Origin of the sequence: Salirhabdus salicampi (genome assembly GCF_024259515.1) — a bacterium.
Lineage (GTDB): Bacteria > Bacillota > Bacilli > Bacillales > Alkalibacillaceae > Salirhabdus_A > Salirhabdus_A salicampi.
In genome coordinates this window covers 445,826-466,935 of the sequence record NZ_JANBWE010000002.1, presented here as the reverse complement: position 1 = coordinate 466,935, position 21,110 = coordinate 445,826, and the positions used below count along the sequence as shown (strand labels likewise).

Sequence of the window (21,110 nt, the reverse complement as noted above, 5' to 3'; positions counted from 1 at the left end):
GTGGGGACATTCTGTCCTCACCTTCCCTTGTGATGAAAGGAGTATTGAAAAATGGATGCTTTTGAAGCCAATAAGCACAGTTTGGATGTACAAAAAAAAATTAAAGAAAAAAAAGATAGAATTAAGTTGTTGAGAAAAGGGGAAAGACTAGTACCCATCTTCCTGTTGTTTTGTGCAGGTCTCTCTGTCCTAACAACAATCGGTATTGTGGTTACATTAGTAAAAGAGGCATTAGTATTTTTTAGTGAAGTATCTCCAGCTGATTTTTTTCTAAATAAAGATTGGCGTCCATGGCAAGGAGACTATGGTGTATTACCCCTGATTACAGGAACATTACTCATTACACTCATTGCAACGATTGTAGCAGTTCCCTTAGGAATTGCCTCTGCCATTTTTTTGAGTGAGTATGCGGGGGAAAAAACGAGAAAAACAATTAAACCAGTATTGGAAGTATTAGCTGGTATTCCTACAGTAGTTTACGGATTTTTTGCTTTGACATTTGTAACACCACTGTTAGAAACCTTTATTCCCAATATTAAAGTGTTCAATGCGTTAAGTGCAGGGATAGTTGTCGGAATTATGATTATACCGATGATTGCTTCTTTATCTGAAGATGCAATGAACTCTGTGCCGAATGGTTTGCGGGAAGGGGCCCTAGCAATGGGCGCGACAAAATTCGAAGTAGCGATAAAAGTTGTATTACCTGCTGCCTTTTCAGGTGTTGTCGCTTCCGTTGTTTTAGCTATTTCCCGGGCAATTGGGGAAACGATGATTGTCACGATTGCTGCTGGTGTAACACCAAACTTTACGTTCGATCCGACAGAATCGATTCAAACGTTAACTGCATTTATCGTTCAAGGTACGTCCGGTGATACAACGTATGGATCAACGATTTATTACAGTGTTTATGCTGTCGGAATAACATTGTTCGTCTTTACACTCATTATGAACCTTATTTCACAACGAATTGCCCGTAGGTTTAGGGAGGAATATTAATGAAACAAATGTCGCAACAACAATGGAACAAACATTTAATAAGAAGGACAATCATTAGTCGTATTTTCCATGTCATGATTTTTGGTGCTACTTTAGTAGGGTTAGTTGTACTCATTTCTCTTCTTTACCGTATTTTGACTCAAGGAATTGCGTATGTAGACTGGGGTTTCATAAACGGCTTTCCAGCACCATATCCCGAGGAAGCCGGTATATTAGCGGGGATTGTAGGTTCTTTATTACTAATGGGGATTGTAGCACCTGTTTCGATGATCATAGGAATCTCAACAGCCTTATATTTAGAGGAATATGCTGTCAAAAATAAAATTGCTAGATTTATTCAGGCAAATATTCAAAACTTAGCCGCGGTTCCGTCCATTGTATATGGATTGCTCGGTCTAACCTTTTTCGTCTACTTCATGAGACTCGGATACACATTAATTGCAGGTGGATTAACGATGAGTTTACTTGTTCTCCCAATCGTAGTGGTTGCATCACAAGAAGCGATACGATCAGTGCCGAATGACTTAAAAGCTGCTTCGTTCGGTATGGGGGCGTCAAAGTGGCAAACTATTGTCAGGGTCATTATGCCTGCTGCGCTCCCGGGGATATTAACAGGCACTATTTTAGCTCTATCAAGGGCAATTGGTGAAACTGCCCCTTTATTAATTGTAGGTGCTGCAGCTGCCATATTTACATTACCAGGAAAGTTAACAGATCCTTATACAGTTATGCCGATTCAAATTTACAACTGGGTAAGTAGACCTGAGGCAGAGTGGCAGTTCGTATCTGCTGCAGGAATTATTGTTTTATTAGTTATCCTACTTTGTATGAATACTGTTGCGGTCATCATACGGAACAAATTTAGTCGTCGTTTATAAATATTTCACTTGGGTGAGGAGGATTTTTTATGTCAGTATTTACGAAACCTGTTATGGAAGAACAGCCAATTACGGAGGAAGTGAAGAAAAAGAGAGTGTTTGACATCTCCGATTTAAACCTGTGGTATGGGGAGGATCAAGCATTAAAAGATATTAATTTGGAAATTGTTGAAAACGACATTACAGCGATTATTGGCCCGTCAGGTTGTGGGAAATCTACTTTTTTAAAAACATTAAATCGAATGGTTGAACTTGTCCCTATTGTGAAAACATCTGGGACCATTAAATATAAAGATCAAAATATATTTGCACCAAAATATCAAGTAGAAGATTTGCGTACACGTGTCGGTATGGTTTTCCAAAAACCTAATCCCTTTCCAAAGTCGATTTACGATAACGTGGCTTATGGACCGAGGATTCACGGCATTAAAAAGAAGAAAGACCTAGATGCAATAGTAGAGAAAAGTTTGCGCGATGCTGCAATATGGGATGAAGTGAAAGATCGTTTGGATGAAAATGCGTATGGTTTATCTGGTGGTCAGCAACAGCGATTATGCATAGCCCGTTGTTTAGCAATTGAACCTGACGTCATCTTAATGGATGAGCCAACTTCTGCCCTTGATCCAATCTCTACATTAAAAGTTGAAGACCTCATTAAACAGTTAAAAGAGAAATACAGTATAGTGATTGTTACCCACAACATGCAACAGGCAGCACGTGTATCTGATAAAACAGCATTTTTCTTAAATGGTGAATTAATTGAGTATACGAATACGAACCAATTATTTTCCAACCCAGAGGATAAGCGAACAGAAGACTATATTACAGGTCGATTCGGTTAAAAGAATAAGAGAGGTGGAAAATGTATGAGTGTACGTGAACACTTTCAGGACGATTTAGAGGGATTGAAGGAATTGATTAAAGATTTAGCGAAAGATGTTCGTCAACGATTAGATGAAGCTGTATATACGTTGTACCATAAAGATGTAGAGGGTGCCCAAAAAATCATTGATGATGATAAAGAGTTGGATCAAAAGGAACTCATTATAAATGAGAAAGCTATCTTACTCATTACGAAAGAACAACCATTTGCTACTGATTTAAGAAGGTTAATTATTGCGTTGAAAATCTCTTCTGATTTAGAAAGAATGGCAGACCATGCGGTTAATATAGCAAAATCAACATTACGTCTCGGTGAAGCCCATTCATTAACGATTCATCCGAATATAGATAAAATGTGTGCAAAAGCAATTGATATGGTAACGTTAGCTATCCAAGCCTTTGAACAAGAAGATATTACATTAGCGAAAAAATTAGCGGATTTGGACGATGAAATCGATGCAATGCACAGTCAAGTGATTCGCGATATGTTACAGCATACGGAATCGAATCCGGAGGTTATTCAGCACATTATGCAAATGGCATTTAGTTCTCGGTATATTGAGCGTTTCGCTGATCATATAACGAACATTGGGGAAAATGTCTTTTACCTAGTTAAAGGGGAGACATACGATTTAAATAAATAAGTAGAGGAACCAACTTTCGTACAACGAAAGTTGGTTTTTTTATGAGGAAAATAAAAACAGGGTCTTGATTGCTCCTTTAGATAGCCCTTCTCACCTCTCCATACAAAAAGGGGAGTTATTTATTTGTAATAATAGAAGCAATTTCTTCATATGTAGCATCTGTCTTTATGTCGTATTCACCGTAAATAATGGACTTTGTATATTCGTGTTTTTCCATAAAGGTAATAAAGGCATCCTTATCATCAATAATATTTAGTTCGACAAGGGCATCACCTACTTCAGTCGTGTTCATTCCTCGTTCAATCTTTAATGTAACTGACTGCTTTTCTTGTTGGTCATACTCTTCACTTTTTTCTTCTTTATGTTTTATATTTTGTTCAAACTGTTCAAGCTCTTCTTGGGTAAAGATTATGTACCCATCCTCTCGTAATAATGAGAGGGCATCATCAGTACGAATTGGTTTTTCATGATGTTCTTCAACTTCCTCCTCCGTTGTACTTTCATAAAAGAAAAGAAAGTACCCTCCTAATAACAGGGTTGCTGTCATCATACCGAGGGAGTATGAACGTAATGTGCTTTTCATCTTTATCTCACCTACTACTTTTCACCTATTTGATAGATAATGGCTTTTACATCATGCTCTTGCAGAGCAGTTTTTTGGGCGATTTCTTTTACCGTTAATCCCTGGGCGGAGAGTCGTTGGACCTCCTTTAATAGGGGAGGTTGAGACATCGTTTCCTTTTGGGTGAATTTTTCTGGCATTGCTTCCATTAATAGTTCTTCTTCCAAAACCTTAATTCTTTTTTTAAGCTTATAGGACTCTTGAAAATTTGATATCGACAGTTGTTCAATTTGTTTTTCAAGTTCCCCAAATCGATCTTGAACAAAAAATGATAAAATATATAAGACAATCGAAATAATGATTAAACTGACAAACGGAAATAGCATTCGTTCCACCTCATTTCATGATATATTTATAACATATAATATATTTTTAAGGAAAGTTTGAACATAAAGAATAGGTATCTTGAATAGTTCTATAACTTTTGGTATTATATATAAGTCTTAATATGTACAAAACTGTGAAATTTTTTGACAGCTGGAAGAATGGAGGGAAATATAATGCGTGTACAAGTAACGTTAGCATGCACTGAAACTGGTGACCGTAACTATATTACTACAAAAAATAAGCGTACTAACCCAGACAGAATGGAATTAGTAAAATATTGCCCACGTTGTAATAAACATACCCTACACCGTGAGACAAAATAAGGCGAAGTGAGTGACAGAATTGATGTATATCAATTCTTGTCACTCATTTTTTATATGTAAGAATAAAAAACCTCTTATACAGCATGCTAACGAATCATAAGGAGGTTTTCTCCATATGACACATCATATAGGCGCACATGACATGATGTTTTGACACGTACAATTCGTCATAGAATAAAAACCTTATACAACCCTTGATCGTGTACATATGGACGGTGAAGCCGAAATTGATGAAATCAATGAAATGCACAACCACCAAATTTTCCATCGTAATTTTCCGCTATGCACATCGTTATTATACAGAGGGGGAATCTCTTATGGAGGACAAGAAGGAACTTCGCAATGAGGGGAAACATTTATTAAAAGCATTTTCGGAAAAAGAACGACAGATGTATGCCAACATAATCGCCGGTCATCTATTCAAAACTACATATTGGCAAAACGCTCATCGGATTGGAATCACAGTCGCACGGACAACCGAGCTTCCAACGAAACCGATTATTCATAAGGCTTGGGAACTCGAAAAAGAAGTGTCGATTCCTAAGTGTTATCCAGACCAGGATCATAAAATGCTGTTTTATCATTATACGCCTCAATCAAAGCTCCAAAATACATATTTAGATTTGTTCGAGCCAAATGATAAAGTTGAAAGGTTGATACCTAAAGAGTCAATCGACCTAATAATTGTACCTGGCTTATTATTTGATTATGATGGTTACCGTATCGGTTATGGTGGGGGATATTATGATCGGTATTTACAAAAGTTTACCGGAGAAACTATTGCCCTTGCGACGAATAAACAAATCCAAAGATCGCTACCTCATGACCAGTTTGATATACCTGTTCATCACGTCATCACAGAAACAGGCCTTTTATTTTAAGCGCGTATATTTTATGGAAAGGAAGGCAACATATTCGTAAAATAGTTACAGAAGGAGTGACCATTTTGCGGCTGGCATTTAGCATATTAACAATTATAACAGGGGCAACGATTCTCTATAAAATTCGTTATAAACTTTTACGATATATGATATCCGTTGGTATACTCCGAAAACTAACGGCTGCTACAATCGCAAATTTGCCTAGTGTACGTCGAAAAATGATGAGTTTTATGTTTCAACGTTCAGCTTCATCAAGCTGAGCGTTTTCTTTTGTTCCTATCATGTAGCGTTCATGGTAAGATGTTTACATATAGGAGGGTGTTTGATGTACATAAATGATCAGTATTACTTATGGAATCTCGCATCTAAATTAATTTTTGAACAGCATTTCGAAATACTCCAACTTGATGACCAATCAAATGAAATTTGGCTTGAAAAAATAAAAGGAAATAAAACCGAATTAGTTCGATTAAGTTTGCAAGGGTTTGACTGGGCCAATCATGTCAAAAAAGATATTGAGGGAACGATAGAACAAGTGCGACGGAATCGCAAACAAATTATCGGGAAGGAAGTGATGATTTACAACGTATATGTTTCTCAATATCCCCCAGTCGATGATTGGAGCCGCTTAAAAAGGCCACATCGATTACGTGATCGAAAAACGTATACAATCCAAACTTTTTACTTAGAGTCCGAAAACCGTGAGCAGGAATTACAACGTTTTCTTCAAAATATAAATGTCCCTCCGTTTTCGATTCAATATCATACAGAAGATGAAATGGCCAATCAACTTACTGTGATGAAAAGGGCGATTCATCAAGAATCAGAACGAAAAAAGCAGGAATTAGCGTCACTTTTTCAATATAGTACCCCTTTTTTTACATACATCATTTTAGCGATTAATGTCATTGTTTTTTACCTGGTGGAAACGAGTACTGAGGGTGGAAGTACGGATACGTTGAATTTAATTCAATGGGGAGCAAAGTTTAATCCATATATTATGGAGGGGGAATGGTGGCGAATCTTTTCGTCCATGTTTTTACATATTGGCTTTATTCATATAATGATGAACATGCTTGCCCTTTTTTATCTAGGGACTACGGTTGAACGGATGTATGGAAAAACAAAATTTTTAATCATTTATTTTTTAGCAGGTACTGTAGGTGGATTAGCAAGTTTTGCATTCAACTCATCTGTTGCCGCTGGTGCTTCTGGGGCACTTTTTGGATTATTTGGTGCTCTCCTCTTTTTCGGTGTTACAAACAAAAAGGTATTCTTTCAAACAATGGGGAAAGAGTTACTTTTTATTATTGGTTTAAACGTTATATTAGGCCTCTCGGTTCCTAATATTGATAACGGAGCCCACATGGGGGGATTAGTCGGTGGTTTTATCGCATCAGCAATTGTACAGTTACCAAAGCGAAAATCATTGCTTATGCAATTTGGTGCTCTCTTCCTGTATTGTGGACTCGTATTCGGACTCATCTACTCAGGGATTCACCAAACATTTACCGGTTTTGACCCAAACGTCTCAATTGTAATGGGGGACCGACAAGTTGAGGAGAACAATTATGGGAAGGCAGTAGAATTATATAGTGAGGGGATTCAACATACAGGGGACCATGAGCAACTGCAAATTTTATATTTTAAGCGTGCTTACGTATATATTCAACAAGAGGAATTAACAAAAGCAAAAGAGGATTTACTCAAAGCGATTGAGTATAATGCCTCTTTTGCGGAAGCTCATTATAATTTAGCGTTAGTATATCACAAGTTAGATGATATTGAATCAGCTATTCACCATGTAAATACAGCTGTTGAGCTAAATAATGATGAACAGTTTCGATCACTACAGGAACGGTTGTTAAAAGTTCGGGATTCGTTGAATTAGTTTTTGTATTTGCCCATTTTCTTCATATAAAACAAGAAGGTGTGAGCCCTTTTTATCCACGAGTACAAGTGGCATATAAGTTTGAAAAGGTTTATTATTTTCTTTAGCAATTTTAAAGTTTGTCACGATGTTCTTATACAATCCTTCCCATAGCTGGCCAATGACTTGATGTGTTTGATTTTGGCTAAGAGTTGGGAGGGATTTTTCTTCATATTGTGGCAATTGAACTAATGGAATCTGTATATAGTCTTCCTTACTTACATTATAGTGGGTAATCCAGCGATTCCAGTAATATGTCAATTGCTGGTTTACAGCGTGATCCAACGTTTTTTTCCATTCCTTTTGTGAGGTACTTTCCGGTCTTTTAAATGAATCAATGGGTGATAAAGGTGAATCAATTACATAAATTTGATCATACGTCATTTCTTGAACACTCTTAATTAAATCATCTGGATAGTGGATTTCGCCATGATGAAACGTAACTGCTTCAATGTGGCTACTCCCTTCACCTGTAAATATACCTTCTTGCTCTAATTCGTTCTCTTCTTCCTTCCATTTGTTTAACAGTCCTTTTAATTTCCCATCAACAAATAAGAGAGAAACGTCTTGTCTTAAATATGCAGGTTCATCAAGTTTGGAATGTACCCGCCAAATGACTTTGTAACGATCTTCATCGACTTCGGTAAGTAATTGTAGGTTTGTACTTTGCTCAATAAAATCTCTTGATTCATCTAAGGGAAAATATTTGATGACATTTTGCTCCTCTTGGCTAAAAAGGAAAAGAGTAAAAAAAAGTATGATAACGATGGAAATAGAAATATACAGCGATTTTCTTTTCATGTAAGCCCCTTCTTCCCATTGCTTGTCTTTAATTAAATATGTATGTTTTGATTTTCAACTTATGAAATGTATGATTAGAAATTAATAACGAAAACTAATATCATCAAACAATAGTAAGGTGATATGTATGACGTCAACTAGCGACAAACAACCTATTAAGAAACGGTTTGATGACAACGTAAAATATTTACGTGACCGATTAGGCGTAGACAAAAGTTTTGATGTCATCCATCTTGATTTGGAATACGCTGAAAAGAAAATGGCGATGTTTTTAATTGATGGCTTTGCGAAAGATGATATATTGCACTTCATCATGAAATTGTTAGCAAAGCTGGAACCGGAGCATTTGAAACCTGATCCATTAGAGAAGTTATTAAAACGCTATATTCCGTACGTTGAGGTTGAGTACCTTGATGACTTAAATCAAGTAGCAGACCAAGTACTTGCGGGTCCAACAGCATTAGTGGTGGAAGGTCTTCAACAAGTAATTATGATTGATGCCCGTACATATCCGGTCCGAGGACCTGCAGAACCGGATACGGAAAAAGTTGTACGAGGGTCGAGAGACGGCTATGTTGAAACATTAGTATTTAATACTGCACTAACGAGAAGAAGAATACGTGATCGATCTTTACGAATGGAGTATATGCAAATTGGAAGGCGATCCAAGACAGATATTTGCTTATGTTACATTGAAGATATTGTTGATGAGGATAAAGTAAATCATTTACGAAAATCTCTAAGTAAAGTTGACACGGACGGTTTACCAATGGCCGAAAAAACGATTGAAGAGTTTTTAGGGGGAAGGCATTGGAACCCTTACTCAACAGTTCGTTATACGGAACGCCCTGATACGGCAGCTGCCCATTTATTCGAGGGGCATGTCATTATTATTATTGATGGGTCTCCAAGTGTCATGATTACACCAGCGACTTTTTGGCATCATATGCAGCATGCTGAAGAATACAGGCAAAAACCATTTGTAGGTGCATACTTACGTTTGGTACGTTTTGTCGCTGTATTTGCTTCACTGTTTGTATTACCACTGTATTACTTATTAAGTCAAAACCCGGAACTATTGCCAACCGGTTTGGAATTTATCGGCCCTCAAGATATGGGAGCTATCCCATTGTTAGTCCAGTTTTTGATTGCAGAAATAGGGATAGACATGTTAAGGATGGCCGCCATTCATACACCATCATCACTAGCCACCGCCTTAGGTTTAGTAGCGGCCATTTTAATTGGCCAAGTTGCAGTAGAAGTTGGTCTATTTTCGAATGAGGTCGTTTTGTATCTTGCAATTGCAGCAATTGGAACATTTGCAACGCCAAGTTATGAAACAAGTTTAGCTAACCGCATTGTTCGAATGATATTACTCATCATTACGAGTATGTTCGGTCTAATCGGTTTTGTGTTAGGCATTACGTTGTGGATTTTATACTTGGCACAAATCAAAACATTTCACACACCATATTTATGGCCATTTATTCCATTTTCATTCCGTTCGTTCCGGGACATTCTCATTCGTTCACCAATTCCATTAAAAAATCGTCGTCCTACGTTTTTAAACCCCCGAGATCCTGACCGCTAATGGTTTAGCGGTCTTTTTTTATTGTTTATCATCCAAAAGGATTGGTATAATAAGGACGGTGATGATATGAAGTCAATATATGATATACAACAAATGTTAAAACAATTTGGAACTATAATATATGTAGGAGATCGGATAGCTGATTTAGAGCTTATGGAAGAAGAAGTTAGGGAACTGTATAAAGAACGGTTTATCACGAGTGAGCAATTCCAGATGGCTCTCTTACTTATACGGCAGGAAATCAATATAACGAAAAAGACAAGATAATGAGGAGGTAACAGCATTATGGAAGATACATATTATTTAGGGATCGATATTGGGGGGACAACTGTAAAAATTGCCTTTGTGACGAAGACAGGGGAAATCTTTTATAAATGGGAAATTAAAACCGATAAATCAGATGACGGTATCAACATTCCAAAGGACATTTTTGATTCCGTTCAAGATAAAATGCAGTCGTTATCGTTGGGGCATAACAATTTAATGGGCTTAGGTGTAGGTGCACCGGGGTTTATTGATGAACAATCAGGGGAAGTAGAAGCAGTCAATATTGGTTGGACAAACTTTCCCCTAAAAGAAAAATTAGCCGATTTATTCCAACTTCCTACCTATGTTCTAAATGACGCAAATTTAGCGGCTTTAGGGGAAAATTGGGTTGGTGCTGGCGGTAACGTTCCGCATTTAATTGCAGTAACCTTAGGAACTGGAGTTGGTGGTGGTGTTGTCGTAAATGGCCATGTCATAAACGGGGTAAATGGTACCGGGGGAGAAATCGGTCATATTACTGTAACGCCAAACGAAGGTCCTCGATGCAATTGCGGTAGACAAGGATGTTTGGAAACCTATGCCTCCGCTACTGCTGTTTCCAGACTAGGGGTTGAAGCTGCAAAGAGGGAACAAACTTCACTAAAAAGTGTTTATGAGAAAAAAGGGACTGTAACGGCAAAGGATGTGTTCCAACAAGCAAAACGTGGTGATGTTGTAGCGAATAACATCGTTTCGCTCTTGGCTGATAAATTAGGGTTAGTGTTAGCGAATTTAGCTATTACTACTAATCCGGAAAAAATTGTAATTGGCGGTGGCATGGCGCAAGCTGGTGAACTTTTATTACTTTCTGTAAAAAATGCCTTTGAAGGTTATACATTAAAACGAACTGCTGCAGCTTGTGAATTCTCGATTGCAAAATTAGGAAATGATGCAGGAGTTATCGGTGGAGCGTACCTTGTAAAGCAACAAACAGAAAAATAGGAACCAAGGACTAAAAACGTGAAATGAACGTAATTTCACGTTTTTTCTGTGTAAGAATAGATATGTTATTGCTTGAATTGATACGACAAAGACGCGGAAAAAGTCTCTTGACTAATCAAAAAAAACGTATAAAATAAAGAAGTTAGATAAGTGACCATTTCAAATTTCTTACAATTTCATTAAATTGAACGGTATTATTTTTTGTGAACGTTAATAATAGTAAAGATAGTGAAAAGAAATGTAAAACAATGTGAAACATTTTTGCAGGAATCAACGTCTTATTAAATGAGAAAAATAAAAGAACAATAGACTATATACTAGAACTGGTCTGCTAGAGGTTAAGGGGGAAAAAGCATGTTACATCGAATTAACAAACCACTGTTTTTAATCGCTGCGTTATTATTCGGTTTTAAAACATATATCTTATACAGGTTTGTGTTTAATTTATCAATTGAAAACCCGCTTCAGGAATTAATATTGCTCATTAATCCATTTGCAACAGCGTTAATCATATTTACCTTTGCAGTATGGATGAAGCCAGAACGTCAGAAGAAATTCGTTAAATACACGACTTTAATTGGAACCATTATTTTATATGTGAATTTAGCCTATTACCGCAACTTCACGGATTTTATTACTTTGCCTACATTACTACAGTTCAAAAACTTTGGTGATTTAGGGGCAAGTGCTGCATATTTAGTGAAACCAGGGGACATTTTTCTCTTTTTAGATATAATTCTAGTATTTTATTTAGCGAAGAAAAATGAAAATACAATTGTTAGTTTTAAACAAAAAGGCAAAATGGCTATTTCTGCATTATCTTTAAGTATTCTCGTGGCAAACTTTGTCCTAGCTGAAATTGAAAGACCGAACTTATTCTTACGTAGTTTCGATCGTGAATATTTAGTGAAAAATATTGGCTTATTCAATTATCACATATACGATGTTGTCATTCATTCAAAAACAAAGGTTCAACGTGTAATGGCAGATGGTAGTGAAATTGAAGAAATCGAACACTATATAAGTGAAAATGCTTCAAGCAATGAAAAATCAGACTTGTCGGGAATTGCTGAAGGGAAAAATGTCATCTTCATTACGGCAGAATCGCTTCAGACGTTTGTGTTAGATAAAGAAGTAAATGGTGAACCAATTACACCATTCCTTAACAAGTTAATAGAAGAAAGCTATTACTTTGAAAACTTCTACCACCAAACAAATTTAGGAAAGACTTCTGACTCAGAATTCATTACGGCTAATTCACTATATCCGTTGCCAAATGCATCTGTATTCTTTACACATGCACAAAACGAATACAATGCAATGCCAAAAATTATTAAAGAACATGGATACACATCAGCTGTATTCCACGGAAATAACAAAAGCTTTTGGAACCGAGATGTAATGTATGATGCCTTAGGGTTTGACCATTTCTTCTCAGAACGTTTTTACCACGTATCTGAAGAGAATAAAGTAGGGGATTGGGGGTTAGGAGATAAATCATTCTTTGAACAGTCCATTAAATATTTAGAGAATTTACCGCAACCGTTCTATACGAACTTCATTACGTTAACAAACCATCACCCATTTACGATGGACCAAAAATATGCTTCCATTGATAAACTAGAAACTAATTCTAGAACTTTAAATGGATATGTTCAAACAGTTCGGTACATGGATGAAGCAATTGAACAATTTTTTGAGCAGTTAAAGCAAGCTGGTTTATATGAAGAGTCAATCATTGTTATAGCCGGTGACCATTATGGTATTAGTGATTATCATAATCGGGCAATGGGAATGTTTCTGGAAAAGGACATTACACCTTATGATAATGTACAGCTGCAACGTGTACCAATGATTATTCATATTCCTGACCATGAAGAAACAAAAACATTTGATAAAATTGCTGGTCAAGTTGACTTAAAACCAACCATCTTAAGTTTACTAGGGATTGAACCTGAAGATGATATTACATTTGGTACTGATTTGTTTACAAATGACCGTAAACCATATGTAGCTTTCCGAAACGGGGATTTTGTAACTGAAAATTATGTATTCACAAATGATACTTGTTATGACCGGTTAACTGGAGAAATACTGGAAGACACATCAGGTTGTGACGAGTATAAGGATCAAGTGTTATTAGAATTAGAGTACTCGGACCGTATCATTTATGGTGACTTATTCCGATTCTATAACTTTTCAGACAATGAAGAAACAAACAACGATGAATAGTGAAACACCAATAAGTTCCCGTATCCTAACGAAGTTAGTGATGCGGGTACTTTATTATTAAAAACTTGTTGCTTGAGGTGTTCATAATGGTGATAAATCGTTTTGTAATCGTCTTTCTACCCATCGTGTCCTTTCTATTTATAACAACAGCTTGTATCAATCAGTATGAAGGAAAGGGGAACCATGCCGTAAATAATATTTCACTGATTAGTAAGAAGTCTTTAGGACTTTTACACCGTGATAACCTAGCACCGATTGATGAAGATGGATTTGTTTCGATCTTAACGTGGTTTGATAACGATCATATTTTTTATGTGCGTAATAATAATGATATATATCAAATTATGAAATTTAATATTTACAATGGCAATCAGTCTGTTTTCTTTGAAACCTCATATGAGGTTTTGCAATTGAAAGCTAGTCATCATAAGAGGTACTTTGCACTCGAATTACAAGAAGGGTCTAATCGGTATTATACGATTTTAAGTGACACTGGGGCTGTGTTGGAGCAAATCGATTACGAAGCAGATTATGTAGAAATGGATTGGAATCCCTATATAGAGGAGCAACTTCTTCTTTCATTTTATTCCCAAAAGGAAAAACCTTCTGTTTATCTTTTAGATATTCATGAGGAGAAGGGCCAATTTACTCAACTGCCGGTCGACCCATTAGTATTATGGTATGGTCCGACACAAGTTGTTTATTTTGACTGGACAGATGAACCTACCTTGTCAGCATCTACACATCTTTATGATATTCGTAGTGGGGAAAAAGAGTACTTCATGGATCATGTCTATATGTTTAAGACAACGAAAGAGCAATTCCTTTCCATAACGGGCAAACAGCAGCGTGACCAAATCCAATTAAAATTTTACAACAAACAAGAACATAGAGAAGAATCGGTTCTCACAATGCCCAGCTTAGAAACCCATGCAGGTTATGTGTGGACACCTCCGTTTGAATGGAATGAAACAAGGCAAGTATTATTTACGTATAAACCGAAACAACATAGTTCATTGTTAAAGTATAAGGATGGCTATCAGTTTATTGCCTTTCATAAGGATACGGGTAAGGAACAGTTAATTACGACTGTGGAGCATGCCTCACGGTTGGATTGTTCATCAGATGGCCAACGCTGCCTTATTGGTGATGATCTAGAAAATCTCGTTGTTGTTGAATCGGGACACGTAATAGGCCTATTGAAGAGGGACCGTAATAGAGAGGAAGGTCATTCTTCTTTGCATTAAAAATAGTTCAGGTAAAGCATTACCTGAACTATTAGCAAAGTCTTTTTTCATTTGTTAAAACAGTTCTGAGATTATTGTCATAATGGAAAACCAGCCGAAAATAAGTGCGGATATACCAGCGAAACCAACCGCAAACATATTACGGTTTTTACTTTCTCTCAGTACAGCAAATACGCACAAAATTGTCGCGACTAGCAACATGATTGCTAATACCATTGTCACATGACCCCCTTAGCCTCTGGAAGAGTGAAACGGAAAAAATCAATACTATCATTAATATGTATAAAGGAATAGTTCCTCATACATTTTATAAAACTTTCTTGTGTTTGTCGAGTTTTTTTATGAAAATATGTAATAAGGAGTGTGATGATATGGAATGGAAAAGAATGCCATTAGGGTTAGTTGAAACAAATTGCTATGTGTTACAAAAGGGTAAGGAAGCACTGATTGTTGACCCTGGGGGAGATGAGGAAAAAATTGTTTCATATATAAAACAAGAGGAACTTAAACCGCTGGCTATTTTATTAACACATGCTCATTTTGATCATATTGGAGCAGTCGATGTCGTTCGGGATACGTTTCATATCCCTATGTATGTGAGTAAGGTTGAGTCAGAATGGCTTGGTGACCCTCAATTAAACGGATCTCAATTTTTTTCACTACCTCCAGTTGTAGTGAAAGAAGCGGATCATTTTATCGAAGAGGGACCACACACAATTGGACCATTTGCAATCCGTGTTGTGTCTACACCGGGACATTCACCTGGAAGCTTATCCTTTTGCTTTGATGAAGAGGGAATTGTCGTTTCAGGAGATACATTGTTTCATGGGAGTATTGGAAGAACAGACTTACCTGGTGGAGATTATGAGCAATTAATAGACAGCATTACGACACAGCTATTGTCATTACCAGCAAAAACAAAGGTACTTCCTGGTCATGGACCTGAAACAACGATAGAACAAGAAAAAGAGACAAATCCCTTTTTGTAATGGAGATGGAGGAAGTGAATCAAACAATTCAAACGCTTATTCAACAATCGGAAGATAAGATGATTCCATATGATCTCTTCATTCGTGAAGCACTTTACAATGACGAATCGGGGTATTACATAAACAAAAACGCTTTTGGTAAAGATGGAGACTTTTATACTTCAAGTTACGTACATGATGTGTTTGCTGAAGTGATGGGGCAATATTTCATCGAAACAGCGAAATTAGCAAATATCCCATTACACATTTGTGAATTAGGAGGCGGTTCTGGTCGGTTTGCAAGTCAAGTTTGTCAACAATTAGCAAATGTTCTTGATGGTGATGTTCTCCGTTATTCCATTATTGAAGAAAATCCGTCCACAAGGGAAAAGTGGAACAGAATCGAAAACAATATAATAAAGGATTCATTTGCATCTTTAGAGGAATTTTCCAGTGCTTATCCTGCTTTTTGTGGATTTATTTTTTCGAATGAATTTTTAGACGCACAACCGGTTCGAATTGTGGAAATGTTAGAAGATACATTGTATGAAATTTGTGTAACGGAACAACATGGACAACTTACAGAAACAAAGAGACTATGTCCAACGTTTTTGAGGCAGTGGATGGAGGAGCGCAAGATAACTATAAAAAATGGATACAGATGTGAAGTCCCGTTGTACATATCGTCGATTACAGCAAATATAGCCAAAGCATTACGCAGAGGATTTATTTTAACTATTGATTACGGATACAATCGGGATGAATGGATGCACCCTGCAAGAAAACAAGGAAGTTTACGGGGATATTCCAACCATCAATTAAAGTCTAATGTTTTAGAAAATGTAGGGGAAATGGATATTACCCACCACGTCCATTGGGATGTTTGGATTGAAGAAGGACGGAAATATGATATCGAATTTCATCGGTTGATGAAACAGAGTGAATTTTTGATTCACTATGGTATTATGGAGCGTTTAGAAAGCCATCAAAGTCAAGTGTTTTCCGCTAAAGCGAGTAAGAACCGTGCTATACGAAGTTTTATTTTAGGTGATTTGGGAAGTGCTTTTGACGTTTGTATACAAGCAAAAGGGGAAATAGGGTAAAATAAAAAATCCAAGTCCGATAAATCGGCTTGGATTTTTTTTAATGTCCGAATCCTGGTTCTAAAAGGAAAGTTGTGTAATACGTGAAGCCTACGAAAAAGACTGTTAAATACGCGCCAAATATGTACATATACAATCTTTCTGAAAGATTTAAATAACTCAATGTTAAAAAGAATGCCGTTTGTGCCAAAAATAAAATAGATGTTGTTACCATATCTCCAACGTAAAACATTACGGAGAAAATACCAGTCCAAAACGAAAGGACACGAAACATGCGATCCATGTATAACCCCTCCTTCTGCAGCTAAATCATCATCGTTATTATAAACTACCTTTTTTATATTGTAAATGAGCATTTTATAAAAATATGGAAGAGCTATTTTACCGTTTTATCATGTGAAGTACTGGGCCAGCTGGATTCGAACCAGCGCATCACGAGACCAAAACCCGTTGCCTTACCGCTTGGCTATGGCCCAAAGTACATTTTATATTATAACAAATTTCAAGAAAATTATACTGTGAGTGTTATTTTTCTATGTAAACAGTAAAAACTTTTACGCTTCCATCGTGTGTGAAAATATCAAAGCGGGCCTTTATCGTTTGGTCAGATACCGTTTCATATTGAATATATGCTTCACCATCCTCAAAGCTATAGATTATTTCATCACCTCCATCAGCGTTACTATTTGCAATTCGTTGACGGAATTGCATGTAGCTTCTCTCAAACATATGCTCAATTTTATATTGTTCTACATTAATGTTGGTAACTTTCGCTAGTTTCTCATTGTATGCAGCTCCTGTTACTGTCATGTAAATGAAAAGGCAACAAAGCATGTAAATAAACGGAAACATATACCCATTTTCATTAGCCGATAATTGTTTAAGGAACTGATAACCTTTTTTCATACTTGTTTCCTCTTTTTGTTTTGATATGAAAGATTAAGGTTGATTCGTTTTCTTTTATCAGTGAAAACGAATCAACATGAAAAAGCATAATTTCGTGTCCGGTATCATTTACTCTTCTTCGTATCATATCTTGATATAGATCAATTGTTATCGTCTTGCCTTGTTGATACAAGTCAATCGTATGTTCCCCTCGTAATTGGTGTTCTTCTGACACATAAAGTTCTTCCTGGAAAAAATGATAAAATTGTTCAACGCTAAGCATTTCAAAGTCGTGTAGGGACGTTGCTGCTACTATAGCTTTAATTAGTGGGAAGAAAAAAGGGATGATGACGATGAAACTTCCGAGGGAACATAATATGGAGATGAACGTATAACCATTATCGTGCCGTGCCATAATCACCCGCTCCAATTAAGCATATTGAATCTTCTTCATCCTTTATCGTCGTCCAAGTAATACAACCATGTAATGTATTCCCGTTTTCTTGAATGTAGATATGTGCGGCTTTATTACGAACTTTAACCTTTCCTTCCATCGGTTCTTTAACTTTAAGTTGTTGATTGAGATAAGTTAACATTTCGTTTTTTATTACCCATCTTTCCTGCTCAATTCGAATTTGTACAATGCCAGGCACTAAAAAAAGAATACATGTAAATAAAAGAGTAACGGAAATAATCGTGTCCATTAACATAAAACCGTTATTTTGTTTGCGAAACATAAAATCTTCCTTTCCCAAAAGGAAACGTAACTCGATAGCGTTTATTGTCTATATTTACATAAAACGAACCAGGTTTGTTTGGGACTCCACTTCTTTTAAAGGAGAAAGGGTTTTGAAATGTACCTATGGATATGTCAATGGCATGGCTATACTCTCTTGTTACATATGGTTCAAAAAATGGACCTTTACGTATTTCGTATTTATGTTCATCGGGGTAAAGAAATAATGCTAACTGAGGCCCTTTGGAAACCGCCACTGCTTGCATATATAAAATATCCATTTCAAACACCCGAAAAAAATGCTCAATATCTTGTTTCTCCTTTGTTGTGTTGGTCAATGGAATGGTAATGCTAATGAGGACCAAGACAGTAGAAAGTACGAGGAGGACTTCTAGTGCGGTATATCCTTTGTTACGAAGCTTCAGCAACTGATACACTTCCGTCAGGTTGGAGTTCCACAGCGGTTCCGTCAGGGCATGTCGTTTGTTTAATATATCCGCTATCCATTAACGTTTTTAGATCTTCAGGATAAAATCCATAGTCCAATCGATACAAATTTGCCTGTGTTTCTACAAGTTCAACAAATGCCTCACACCCCTTATCGTTTATCACCGAGTTACTATTTGTTAAATTCGGAACAGAAATCATAAGCAAAACAGAAATAATGAGAAGAACAATTAACATTTCTAATAACGTGTACCCTTTTTCGTTAGTCATGAACATCACCTTTCTAAATTAAATTTGCTCTATAAGTTGGAAAAGAGGAAAAACGATCGAACTGTAAATGAAAATGATAAGGAAAGCGAACAATAAATAAACAGTCGGTTGCAGAATGGTTACGAACTTTTTCATTTTATCTTGGAAAGATTCTAATAGGATATGGGCATAGTCCTCTAGATCACGGCTAATCGTGCCGCTTTCTAAACTTTGTTGAAAGATGATGGGGAATTCACGCTTTAGCAGAGAGCATCTATTCATAACTTCTATTAGACTTGTGCCTTCCCGAAATGATTGGACAAATTGTTCCGCATACTGTTGTACAATTGGGAGTTCCTGTTGCGAGGCAATAATTTCTAATGATTCTTTAATGGTACAACCGCTGCGTAATAAACAACTAATGTGATAGCTGAAAAAGTAAGTGGCTTCAAGTTGTTTTAACGGTTTACATATCGGAAGAACATAAAGTCGGAATTGTATGGAAGTGTTATGAATATTTGGAACGATGTATCTATAAAAGAAAACAACGAGTGGAATGGCAAGGAGGAGGGGATATAAAAGAAAAATCAATATAGTTGTCATCAAAGAAAAATAGTTGGATGTTTCCACTGGAGCTATACTTAAATCAGCGTATACGGTATGGAAGGTAGGGAGTAGATGTATGTTGACAAAAAGAAGAATAATCGAGGTGAAAAGCAATAATATAGTGGGATAGGTCATCACCTTTTTAAACTGTCTATAAAATTCGATATGTTGTTGTAAATATTTACTACAGTTTTGTAGATGGGTGCCTAAATCCCTACTATGGATTGAGATCGCTATAAAGGAAATGGCAAAATTGGAAAAGTGTAATTGTTGAAATGTTTCGCTTAGCATCCTCCCTTTTGTTAAATAGCTTTTTGTAGCAGTCGCGATATTGGCATATGTTGGATCTAAACGAATAATGTTTAAGGCATCCGTAATTGTATATCCCTTTTTCAGTAACATACCTAGGCGATCTAAATAACTTGCTTGTACATGTAATGGTATTTTACCGTGGTGTGAACATTTACAGGTCTTTTTGCCGAATATATCCAAGAGCACATGCCTTCCTCCTTAAGAAATCAAAACTTTGAAAATGAGAATCGCTAGTGAGAGGAACTCCGTGAATCGCCTTTTGAAGTATTTCATTTTGTAATATTTCAGCAATCGCTACCCTCTTTATATGTTGATTATTCGTTAAAATCAATTGCTGTGACACTACTCCTAACAATGTTTGCATGAGGTCCTCTTCTTTAATCCCCATCTCTTTAAGTCGTTGTATTGTACCAAAGCCATCTTTAGCATGAAGTGTGGAAATGATAAGGTGCCCACTATAAGCCGCCCGGACGGCTAACTTCGCGGTTTGGACATCCCGTATTTCACCAATCATAATGATATCAGGATCATGACGTAAGACAGATTTAAAAATATCTGCAAATTGTAGGCCCAACTTGTCATTTACGTCTATTTGGATGAGTCCGTTAATCTTTTGTTCCACAGGGTCTTCGATGGAAACAATTTGCTTGCACTGCTTTGTGGCATAGGATAAAAAAGAGTACATTGTTGTAGATTTTCCCACACCAGTTGGTCCCGTAATCAGCACTAACCCATACCGTTCATTAGCCCATTGTTTAATGGTTTTTGCCTGATTAGAAAATAAAAATAACTTATCAATCGAAGGGATTTTATCTTCTTCATGGATACGAATCGCTAAACTTTCTCCGGATGATACAGGGAGTGTAGACAGGCGTAAATGATAACGCCTTGCATGAACGGTTAAAGAGTAAGTTCCGTGTTGAGGAATTTTCGTTTCCCCAATATCCATTCCTGATGTAAACTTAAAGAAAGTAAGTAAAGGGTTATATAAGTTAATTGAAAGTGAGTCATTTGGAGTTCTGTTACCATGGATTCGGAAGTATACACGCACGAATTCGTTTTCGGGGATAAAGTGGATATCTGAAGTCGATTTGGAAATGGCCTCTTTTATGAGGGAGTAGGCAACTTGTTCTACATTTGCCAATGTATTATTATCACCTCCTTCAAATGCAATAAAAATATTCTATCCTTGATGAGAAATT

General features: G+C 36.6%; 27 protein-coding genes and 1 tRNA gene. 15 read left to right on the top strand and 13 right to left on the bottom strand.

Features of this window, described 5'->3' with window-relative positions; translation table 11 throughout:
- Nucleotides 1-51: 51 nt before the first annotated feature.
- The 4 genes from pstC to phoU are packed head-to-tail and all read left to right on the top strand — an operon-like array spanning nucleotide 52 to nucleotide 3,400.
- Nucleotides 52-996, top strand: coding sequence for a phosphate ABC transporter permease subunit PstC (pstC, locus tag NLW78_RS08465; RefSeq protein ID WP_254496615.1), 945 nt, complete (start codon nucleotides 52-54; stop codon nucleotides 994-996).
- Nucleotides 996-1,874 (top strand): phosphate ABC transporter permease PstA, encoded by an 879-nt coding sequence (pstA, locus tag NLW78_RS08460; protein WP_254496614.1) that lies wholly within the window; start codon nucleotides 996-998, stop codon nucleotides 1,872-1,874. The genes pstC and pstA overlap by 1 nt, the downstream gene beginning before the upstream one ends.
- 29 nt (nucleotides 1,875-1,903) lie before the next feature.
- Nucleotides 1,904-2,716, top strand: a complete 813-nt coding sequence (pstB, locus tag NLW78_RS08455; protein WP_254496613.1) for a phosphate ABC transporter ATP-binding protein PstB — start codon at nucleotides 1,904-1,906, stop codon at nucleotides 2,714-2,716.
- A 24-nt stretch (nucleotides 2,717-2,740) separates the two neighbouring features.
- Complete coding sequence (phoU, locus tag NLW78_RS08450; protein WP_254496612.1) at nucleotides 2,741-3,400, top strand: phosphate signaling complex protein PhoU; 660 nt, start codon at nucleotides 2,741-2,743, stop codon at nucleotides 3,398-3,400.
- 115 nt (nucleotides 3,401-3,515) lie between these two features.
- Here phoU and NLW78_RS08445 read toward each other — a convergent pair whose 3' ends face one another.
- Together NLW78_RS08445 and NLW78_RS08440 are read right to left on the bottom strand one after the other, a co-directional pair.
- Complete coding sequence (locus NLW78_RS08445; protein ID WP_254496611.1) at nucleotides 3,516-3,983, bottom strand: hypothetical protein; 468 nt, start codon at nucleotides 3,981-3,983, stop codon at nucleotides 3,516-3,518.
- Between the two features lie 14 nt (nucleotides 3,984-3,997).
- The gene (locus NLW78_RS08440) at nucleotides 3,998-4,348 is read right to left on the bottom strand and encodes a helix-turn-helix domain-containing protein (protein WP_254496610.1); all 351 of its coding nucleotides are present in this window, start codon (nucleotides 4,346-4,348) and stop codon (nucleotides 3,998-4,000) included.
- Between the two features lie 174 nt (nucleotides 4,349-4,522).
- On the opposite strand from NLW78_RS08440, the gene rpmG reads away from it, so the two are divergent.
- From rpmG to NLW78_RS08420, 4 genes are all read left to right on the top strand, one after another.
- Entirely contained in the window at nucleotides 4,523-4,672 is a 150-nt protein-coding gene (gene rpmG / locus NLW78_RS08435; RefSeq protein ID WP_254496609.1) for a 50S ribosomal protein L33, read from the top strand.
- A 317-nt stretch (nucleotides 4,673-4,989) separates the two neighbouring features.
- Nucleotides 4,990-5,553: a 5-formyltetrahydrofolate cyclo-ligase gene (locus NLW78_RS08430; protein ID WP_254496608.1), complete on the top strand. Its 564-nt coding sequence runs from the start codon at nucleotides 4,990-4,992 to the stop codon at nucleotides 5,551-5,553.
- Nucleotides 5,554-5,618: 65 nt separating this feature from the next.
- Entirely contained in the window at nucleotides 5,619-5,813 is a 195-nt protein-coding gene (gene yqgO / locus NLW78_RS08425; protein ID WP_254496607.1) for a protein YqgO, read from the top strand.
- Nucleotides 5,814-5,878: 65 nt separating this feature from the next.
- The gene (locus NLW78_RS08420; protein WP_254496606.1) at nucleotides 5,879-7,444 is read left to right on the top strand and encodes a rhomboid family intramembrane serine protease; all 1,566 of its coding nucleotides are present in this window, start codon (nucleotides 5,879-5,881) and stop codon (nucleotides 7,442-7,444) included.
- On the opposite strand, the gene NLW78_RS08415 is transcribed toward NLW78_RS08420, so the two are convergent.
- Entirely contained in the window at nucleotides 7,418-8,284 is an 867-nt protein-coding gene (locus tag NLW78_RS08415) for a hypothetical protein (RefSeq protein ID WP_254496605.1), read from the bottom strand. The genes NLW78_RS08420 and NLW78_RS08415 overlap by 27 nt on opposite strands.
- A gap of 127 nt (nucleotides 8,285-8,411) precedes the next feature.
- Here NLW78_RS08415 and NLW78_RS08410 point away from each other — a divergent pair, with 127 nt between their 5' ends.
- From NLW78_RS08410 to NLW78_RS08390, 5 genes are all read left to right on the top strand, one after another.
- Nucleotides 8,412-9,875, top strand: a complete 1,464-nt coding sequence (locus NLW78_RS08410) for a spore germination protein (protein ID WP_254496604.1) — start codon at nucleotides 8,412-8,414, stop codon at nucleotides 9,873-9,875.
- A 66-nt stretch (nucleotides 9,876-9,941) separates the two neighbouring features.
- A complete protein-coding gene (locus tag NLW78_RS08405; RefSeq protein ID WP_254496603.1) occupies nucleotides 9,942-10,142 on the top strand; it encodes a YqgQ family protein in 201 nt (66 codons plus the stop codon).
- A gap of 18 nt (nucleotides 10,143-10,160) precedes the next feature.
- Nucleotides 10,161-11,123, top strand: a complete 963-nt coding sequence (locus NLW78_RS08400) for an ROK family glucokinase (protein ID WP_254496602.1) — start codon at nucleotides 10,161-10,163, stop codon at nucleotides 11,121-11,123.
- A gap of 354 nt (nucleotides 11,124-11,477) precedes the next feature.
- A complete protein-coding gene (locus NLW78_RS08395) occupies nucleotides 11,478-13,355 on the top strand; it encodes an LTA synthase family protein (RefSeq protein ID WP_254496601.1) in 1,878 nt (625 codons plus the stop codon).
- Between the two features lie 89 nt (nucleotides 13,356-13,444).
- The gene (locus NLW78_RS08390; protein ID WP_254496600.1) at nucleotides 13,445-14,602 is read left to right on the top strand and encodes a YqgU-like beta propeller domain-containing protein; all 1,158 of its coding nucleotides are present in this window, start codon (nucleotides 13,445-13,447) and stop codon (nucleotides 14,600-14,602) included.
- Between the two features lie 54 nt (nucleotides 14,603-14,656).
- On the opposite strand, the gene NLW78_RS08385 is transcribed toward NLW78_RS08390, so the two are convergent.
- The gene (locus tag NLW78_RS08385) at nucleotides 14,657-14,818 is read right to left on the bottom strand and encodes a DUF2759 domain-containing protein (RefSeq protein ID WP_254496599.1); all 162 of its coding nucleotides are present in this window, start codon (nucleotides 14,816-14,818) and stop codon (nucleotides 14,657-14,659) included.
- 155 nt (nucleotides 14,819-14,973) lie between these two features.
- On the opposite strand from NLW78_RS08385, the gene NLW78_RS08380 reads away from it, so the two are divergent.
- Both NLW78_RS08380 and NLW78_RS08375 read left to right on the top strand, forming a co-directional pair.
- Nucleotides 14,974-15,591, top strand: coding sequence for an MBL fold metallo-hydrolase (locus tag NLW78_RS08380; protein ID WP_254496598.1), 618 nt, complete (start codon nucleotides 14,974-14,976; stop codon nucleotides 15,589-15,591).
- A gap of 14 nt (nucleotides 15,592-15,605) precedes the next feature.
- Complete coding sequence (locus NLW78_RS08375) at nucleotides 15,606-16,673, top strand: SAM-dependent methyltransferase (RefSeq protein WP_254496597.1); 1,068 nt, start codon at nucleotides 15,606-15,608, stop codon at nucleotides 16,671-16,673.
- Between the two features lie 40 nt (nucleotides 16,674-16,713).
- Here NLW78_RS08375 and NLW78_RS08370 read toward each other — a convergent pair whose 3' ends face one another.
- The 9 genes from NLW78_RS08370 to comGA form a co-directional block, all read right to left on the bottom strand.
- The gene (locus NLW78_RS08370; protein WP_254496596.1) at nucleotides 16,714-16,956 is read right to left on the bottom strand and encodes a DUF2626 domain-containing protein; all 243 of its coding nucleotides are present in this window, start codon (nucleotides 16,954-16,956) and stop codon (nucleotides 16,714-16,716) included.
- Between the two features lie 121 nt (nucleotides 16,957-17,077).
- Nucleotides 17,078-17,149, bottom strand: a tRNA-Gln gene (locus NLW78_RS08365).
- Nucleotides 17,150-17,198: 49 nt separating this feature from the next.
- A complete protein-coding gene (locus NLW78_RS08360; protein WP_254496595.1) occupies nucleotides 17,199-17,579 on the bottom strand; it encodes a hypothetical protein in 381 nt (126 codons plus the stop codon).
- The gene (locus tag NLW78_RS08355) at nucleotides 17,554-17,973 is read right to left on the bottom strand and encodes a ComGF family competence protein (RefSeq protein WP_254496594.1); all 420 of its coding nucleotides are present in this window, start codon (nucleotides 17,971-17,973) and stop codon (nucleotides 17,554-17,556) included. Before NLW78_RS08355 ends, NLW78_RS08360 begins: the two co-directional genes overlap by 26 nt.
- The gene (locus NLW78_RS08350; RefSeq protein WP_254496593.1) at nucleotides 17,957-18,295 is read right to left on the bottom strand and encodes a hypothetical protein; all 339 of its coding nucleotides are present in this window, start codon (nucleotides 18,293-18,295) and stop codon (nucleotides 17,957-17,959) included. Before NLW78_RS08350 ends, NLW78_RS08355 begins: the two co-directional genes overlap by 17 nt.
- Nucleotides 18,276-18,722 carry a competence type IV pilus minor pilin ComGD gene (gene comGD / locus NLW78_RS08345; RefSeq protein ID WP_254496592.1) on the bottom strand — a complete coding sequence of 149 codons (447 nt, stop codon included), beginning with the start codon at nucleotides 18,720-18,722 and terminating at the stop codon, nucleotides 18,276-18,278. Before comGD ends, NLW78_RS08350 begins: the two co-directional genes overlap by 20 nt.
- Nucleotides 18,706-19,011: a competence type IV pilus major pilin ComGC gene (comGC, locus tag NLW78_RS15560; RefSeq protein ID WP_302328486.1), complete on the bottom strand. Its 306-nt coding sequence runs from the start codon at nucleotides 19,009-19,011 to the stop codon at nucleotides 18,706-18,708. The genes comGD and comGC overlap by 17 nt, the downstream gene beginning before the upstream one ends.
- Before the next feature lie 18 nt (nucleotides 19,012-19,029).
- Entirely contained in the window at nucleotides 19,030-20,094 is a 1,065-nt protein-coding gene (locus NLW78_RS08335) for a type II secretion system F family protein (RefSeq protein ID WP_254496591.1), read from the bottom strand.
- Complete coding sequence (comGA, locus tag NLW78_RS08330; protein WP_254496590.1) at nucleotides 20,060-21,052, bottom strand: competence type IV pilus ATPase ComGA; 993 nt, start codon at nucleotides 21,050-21,052, stop codon at nucleotides 20,060-20,062. The genes NLW78_RS08335 and comGA overlap by 35 nt, the downstream gene beginning before the upstream one ends.
- Nucleotides 21,053-21,110 lie beyond the last annotated feature (58 nt).

Coding starts and splice junctions, on each gene's coding strand:
- pstC (WP_254496615.1), top strand. CDS start 52: ATGGATGCTTTTGAAGCCAATAAGCACAGTTTGGATGTACAAAAAAAA.
- pstA (WP_254496614.1), top strand. CDS start 996: ATGAAACAAATGTCGCAACAACAATGGAACAAACATTTAATAAGAAGG.
- pstB (WP_254496613.1), top strand. CDS start 1,904: ATGTCAGTATTTACGAAACCTGTTATGGAAGAACAGCCAATTACGGAG.
- phoU (WP_254496612.1), top strand. CDS start 2,741: ATGAGTGTACGTGAACACTTTCAGGACGATTTAGAGGGATTGAAGGAA.
- NLW78_RS08445 (WP_254496611.1), bottom strand. CDS start 3,983: ATGAAAAGCACATTACGTTCATACTCCCTCGGTATGATGACAGCAACC.
- NLW78_RS08440 (WP_254496610.1), bottom strand. CDS start 4,348: ATGCTATTTCCGTTTGTCAGTTTAATCATTATTTCGATTGTCTTATAT.
- rpmG (WP_254496609.1), top strand. CDS start 4,523: ATGCGTGTACAAGTAACGTTAGCATGCACTGAAACTGGTGACCGTAAC.
- NLW78_RS08430 (WP_254496608.1), top strand. CDS start 4,990: ATGGAGGACAAGAAGGAACTTCGCAATGAGGGGAAACATTTATTAAAA.
- NLW78_RS08420 (WP_254496606.1), top strand. CDS start 5,879: ATGTACATAAATGATCAGTATTACTTATGGAATCTCGCATCTAAATTA.
- NLW78_RS08415 (WP_254496605.1), bottom strand. CDS start 8,284: ATGAAAAGAAAATCGCTGTATATTTCTATTTCCATCGTTATCATACTT.
- NLW78_RS08410 (WP_254496604.1), top strand. CDS start 8,412: ATGACGTCAACTAGCGACAAACAACCTATTAAGAAACGGTTTGATGAC.
- NLW78_RS08405 (WP_254496603.1), top strand. CDS start 9,942: ATGAAGTCAATATATGATATACAACAAATGTTAAAACAATTTGGAACT.
- NLW78_RS08400 (WP_254496602.1), top strand. CDS start 10,161: ATGGAAGATACATATTATTTAGGGATCGATATTGGGGGGACAACTGTA.
- NLW78_RS08395 (WP_254496601.1), top strand. CDS start 11,478: ATGTTACATCGAATTAACAAACCACTGTTTTTAATCGCTGCGTTATTA.
- NLW78_RS08385 (WP_254496599.1), bottom strand. CDS start 14,818: ATGGTATTAGCAATCATGTTGCTAGTCGCGACAATTTTGTGCGTATTT.
- NLW78_RS08380 (WP_254496598.1), top strand. CDS start 14,974: ATGGAATGGAAAAGAATGCCATTAGGGTTAGTTGAAACAAATTGCTAT.
- NLW78_RS08370 (WP_254496596.1), bottom strand. CDS start 16,956: ATGGATCGCATGTTTCGTGTCCTTTCGTTTTGGACTGGTATTTTCTCC.
- NLW78_RS08360 (WP_254496595.1), bottom strand. CDS start 17,579: ATGAAAAAAGGTTATCAGTTCCTTAAACAATTATCGGCTAATGAAAAT.
- NLW78_RS08355 (WP_254496594.1), bottom strand. CDS start 17,973: ATGGCACGGCACGATAATGGTTATACGTTCATCTCCATATTATGTTCC.
- NLW78_RS08350 (WP_254496593.1), bottom strand. CDS start 18,295: ATGTTTCGCAAACAAAATAACGGTTTTATGTTAATGGACACGATTATT.
- comGC (WP_302328486.1), bottom strand. CDS start 19,011: ATGACTAACGAAAAAGGGTACACGTTATTAGAAATGTTAATTGTTCTT.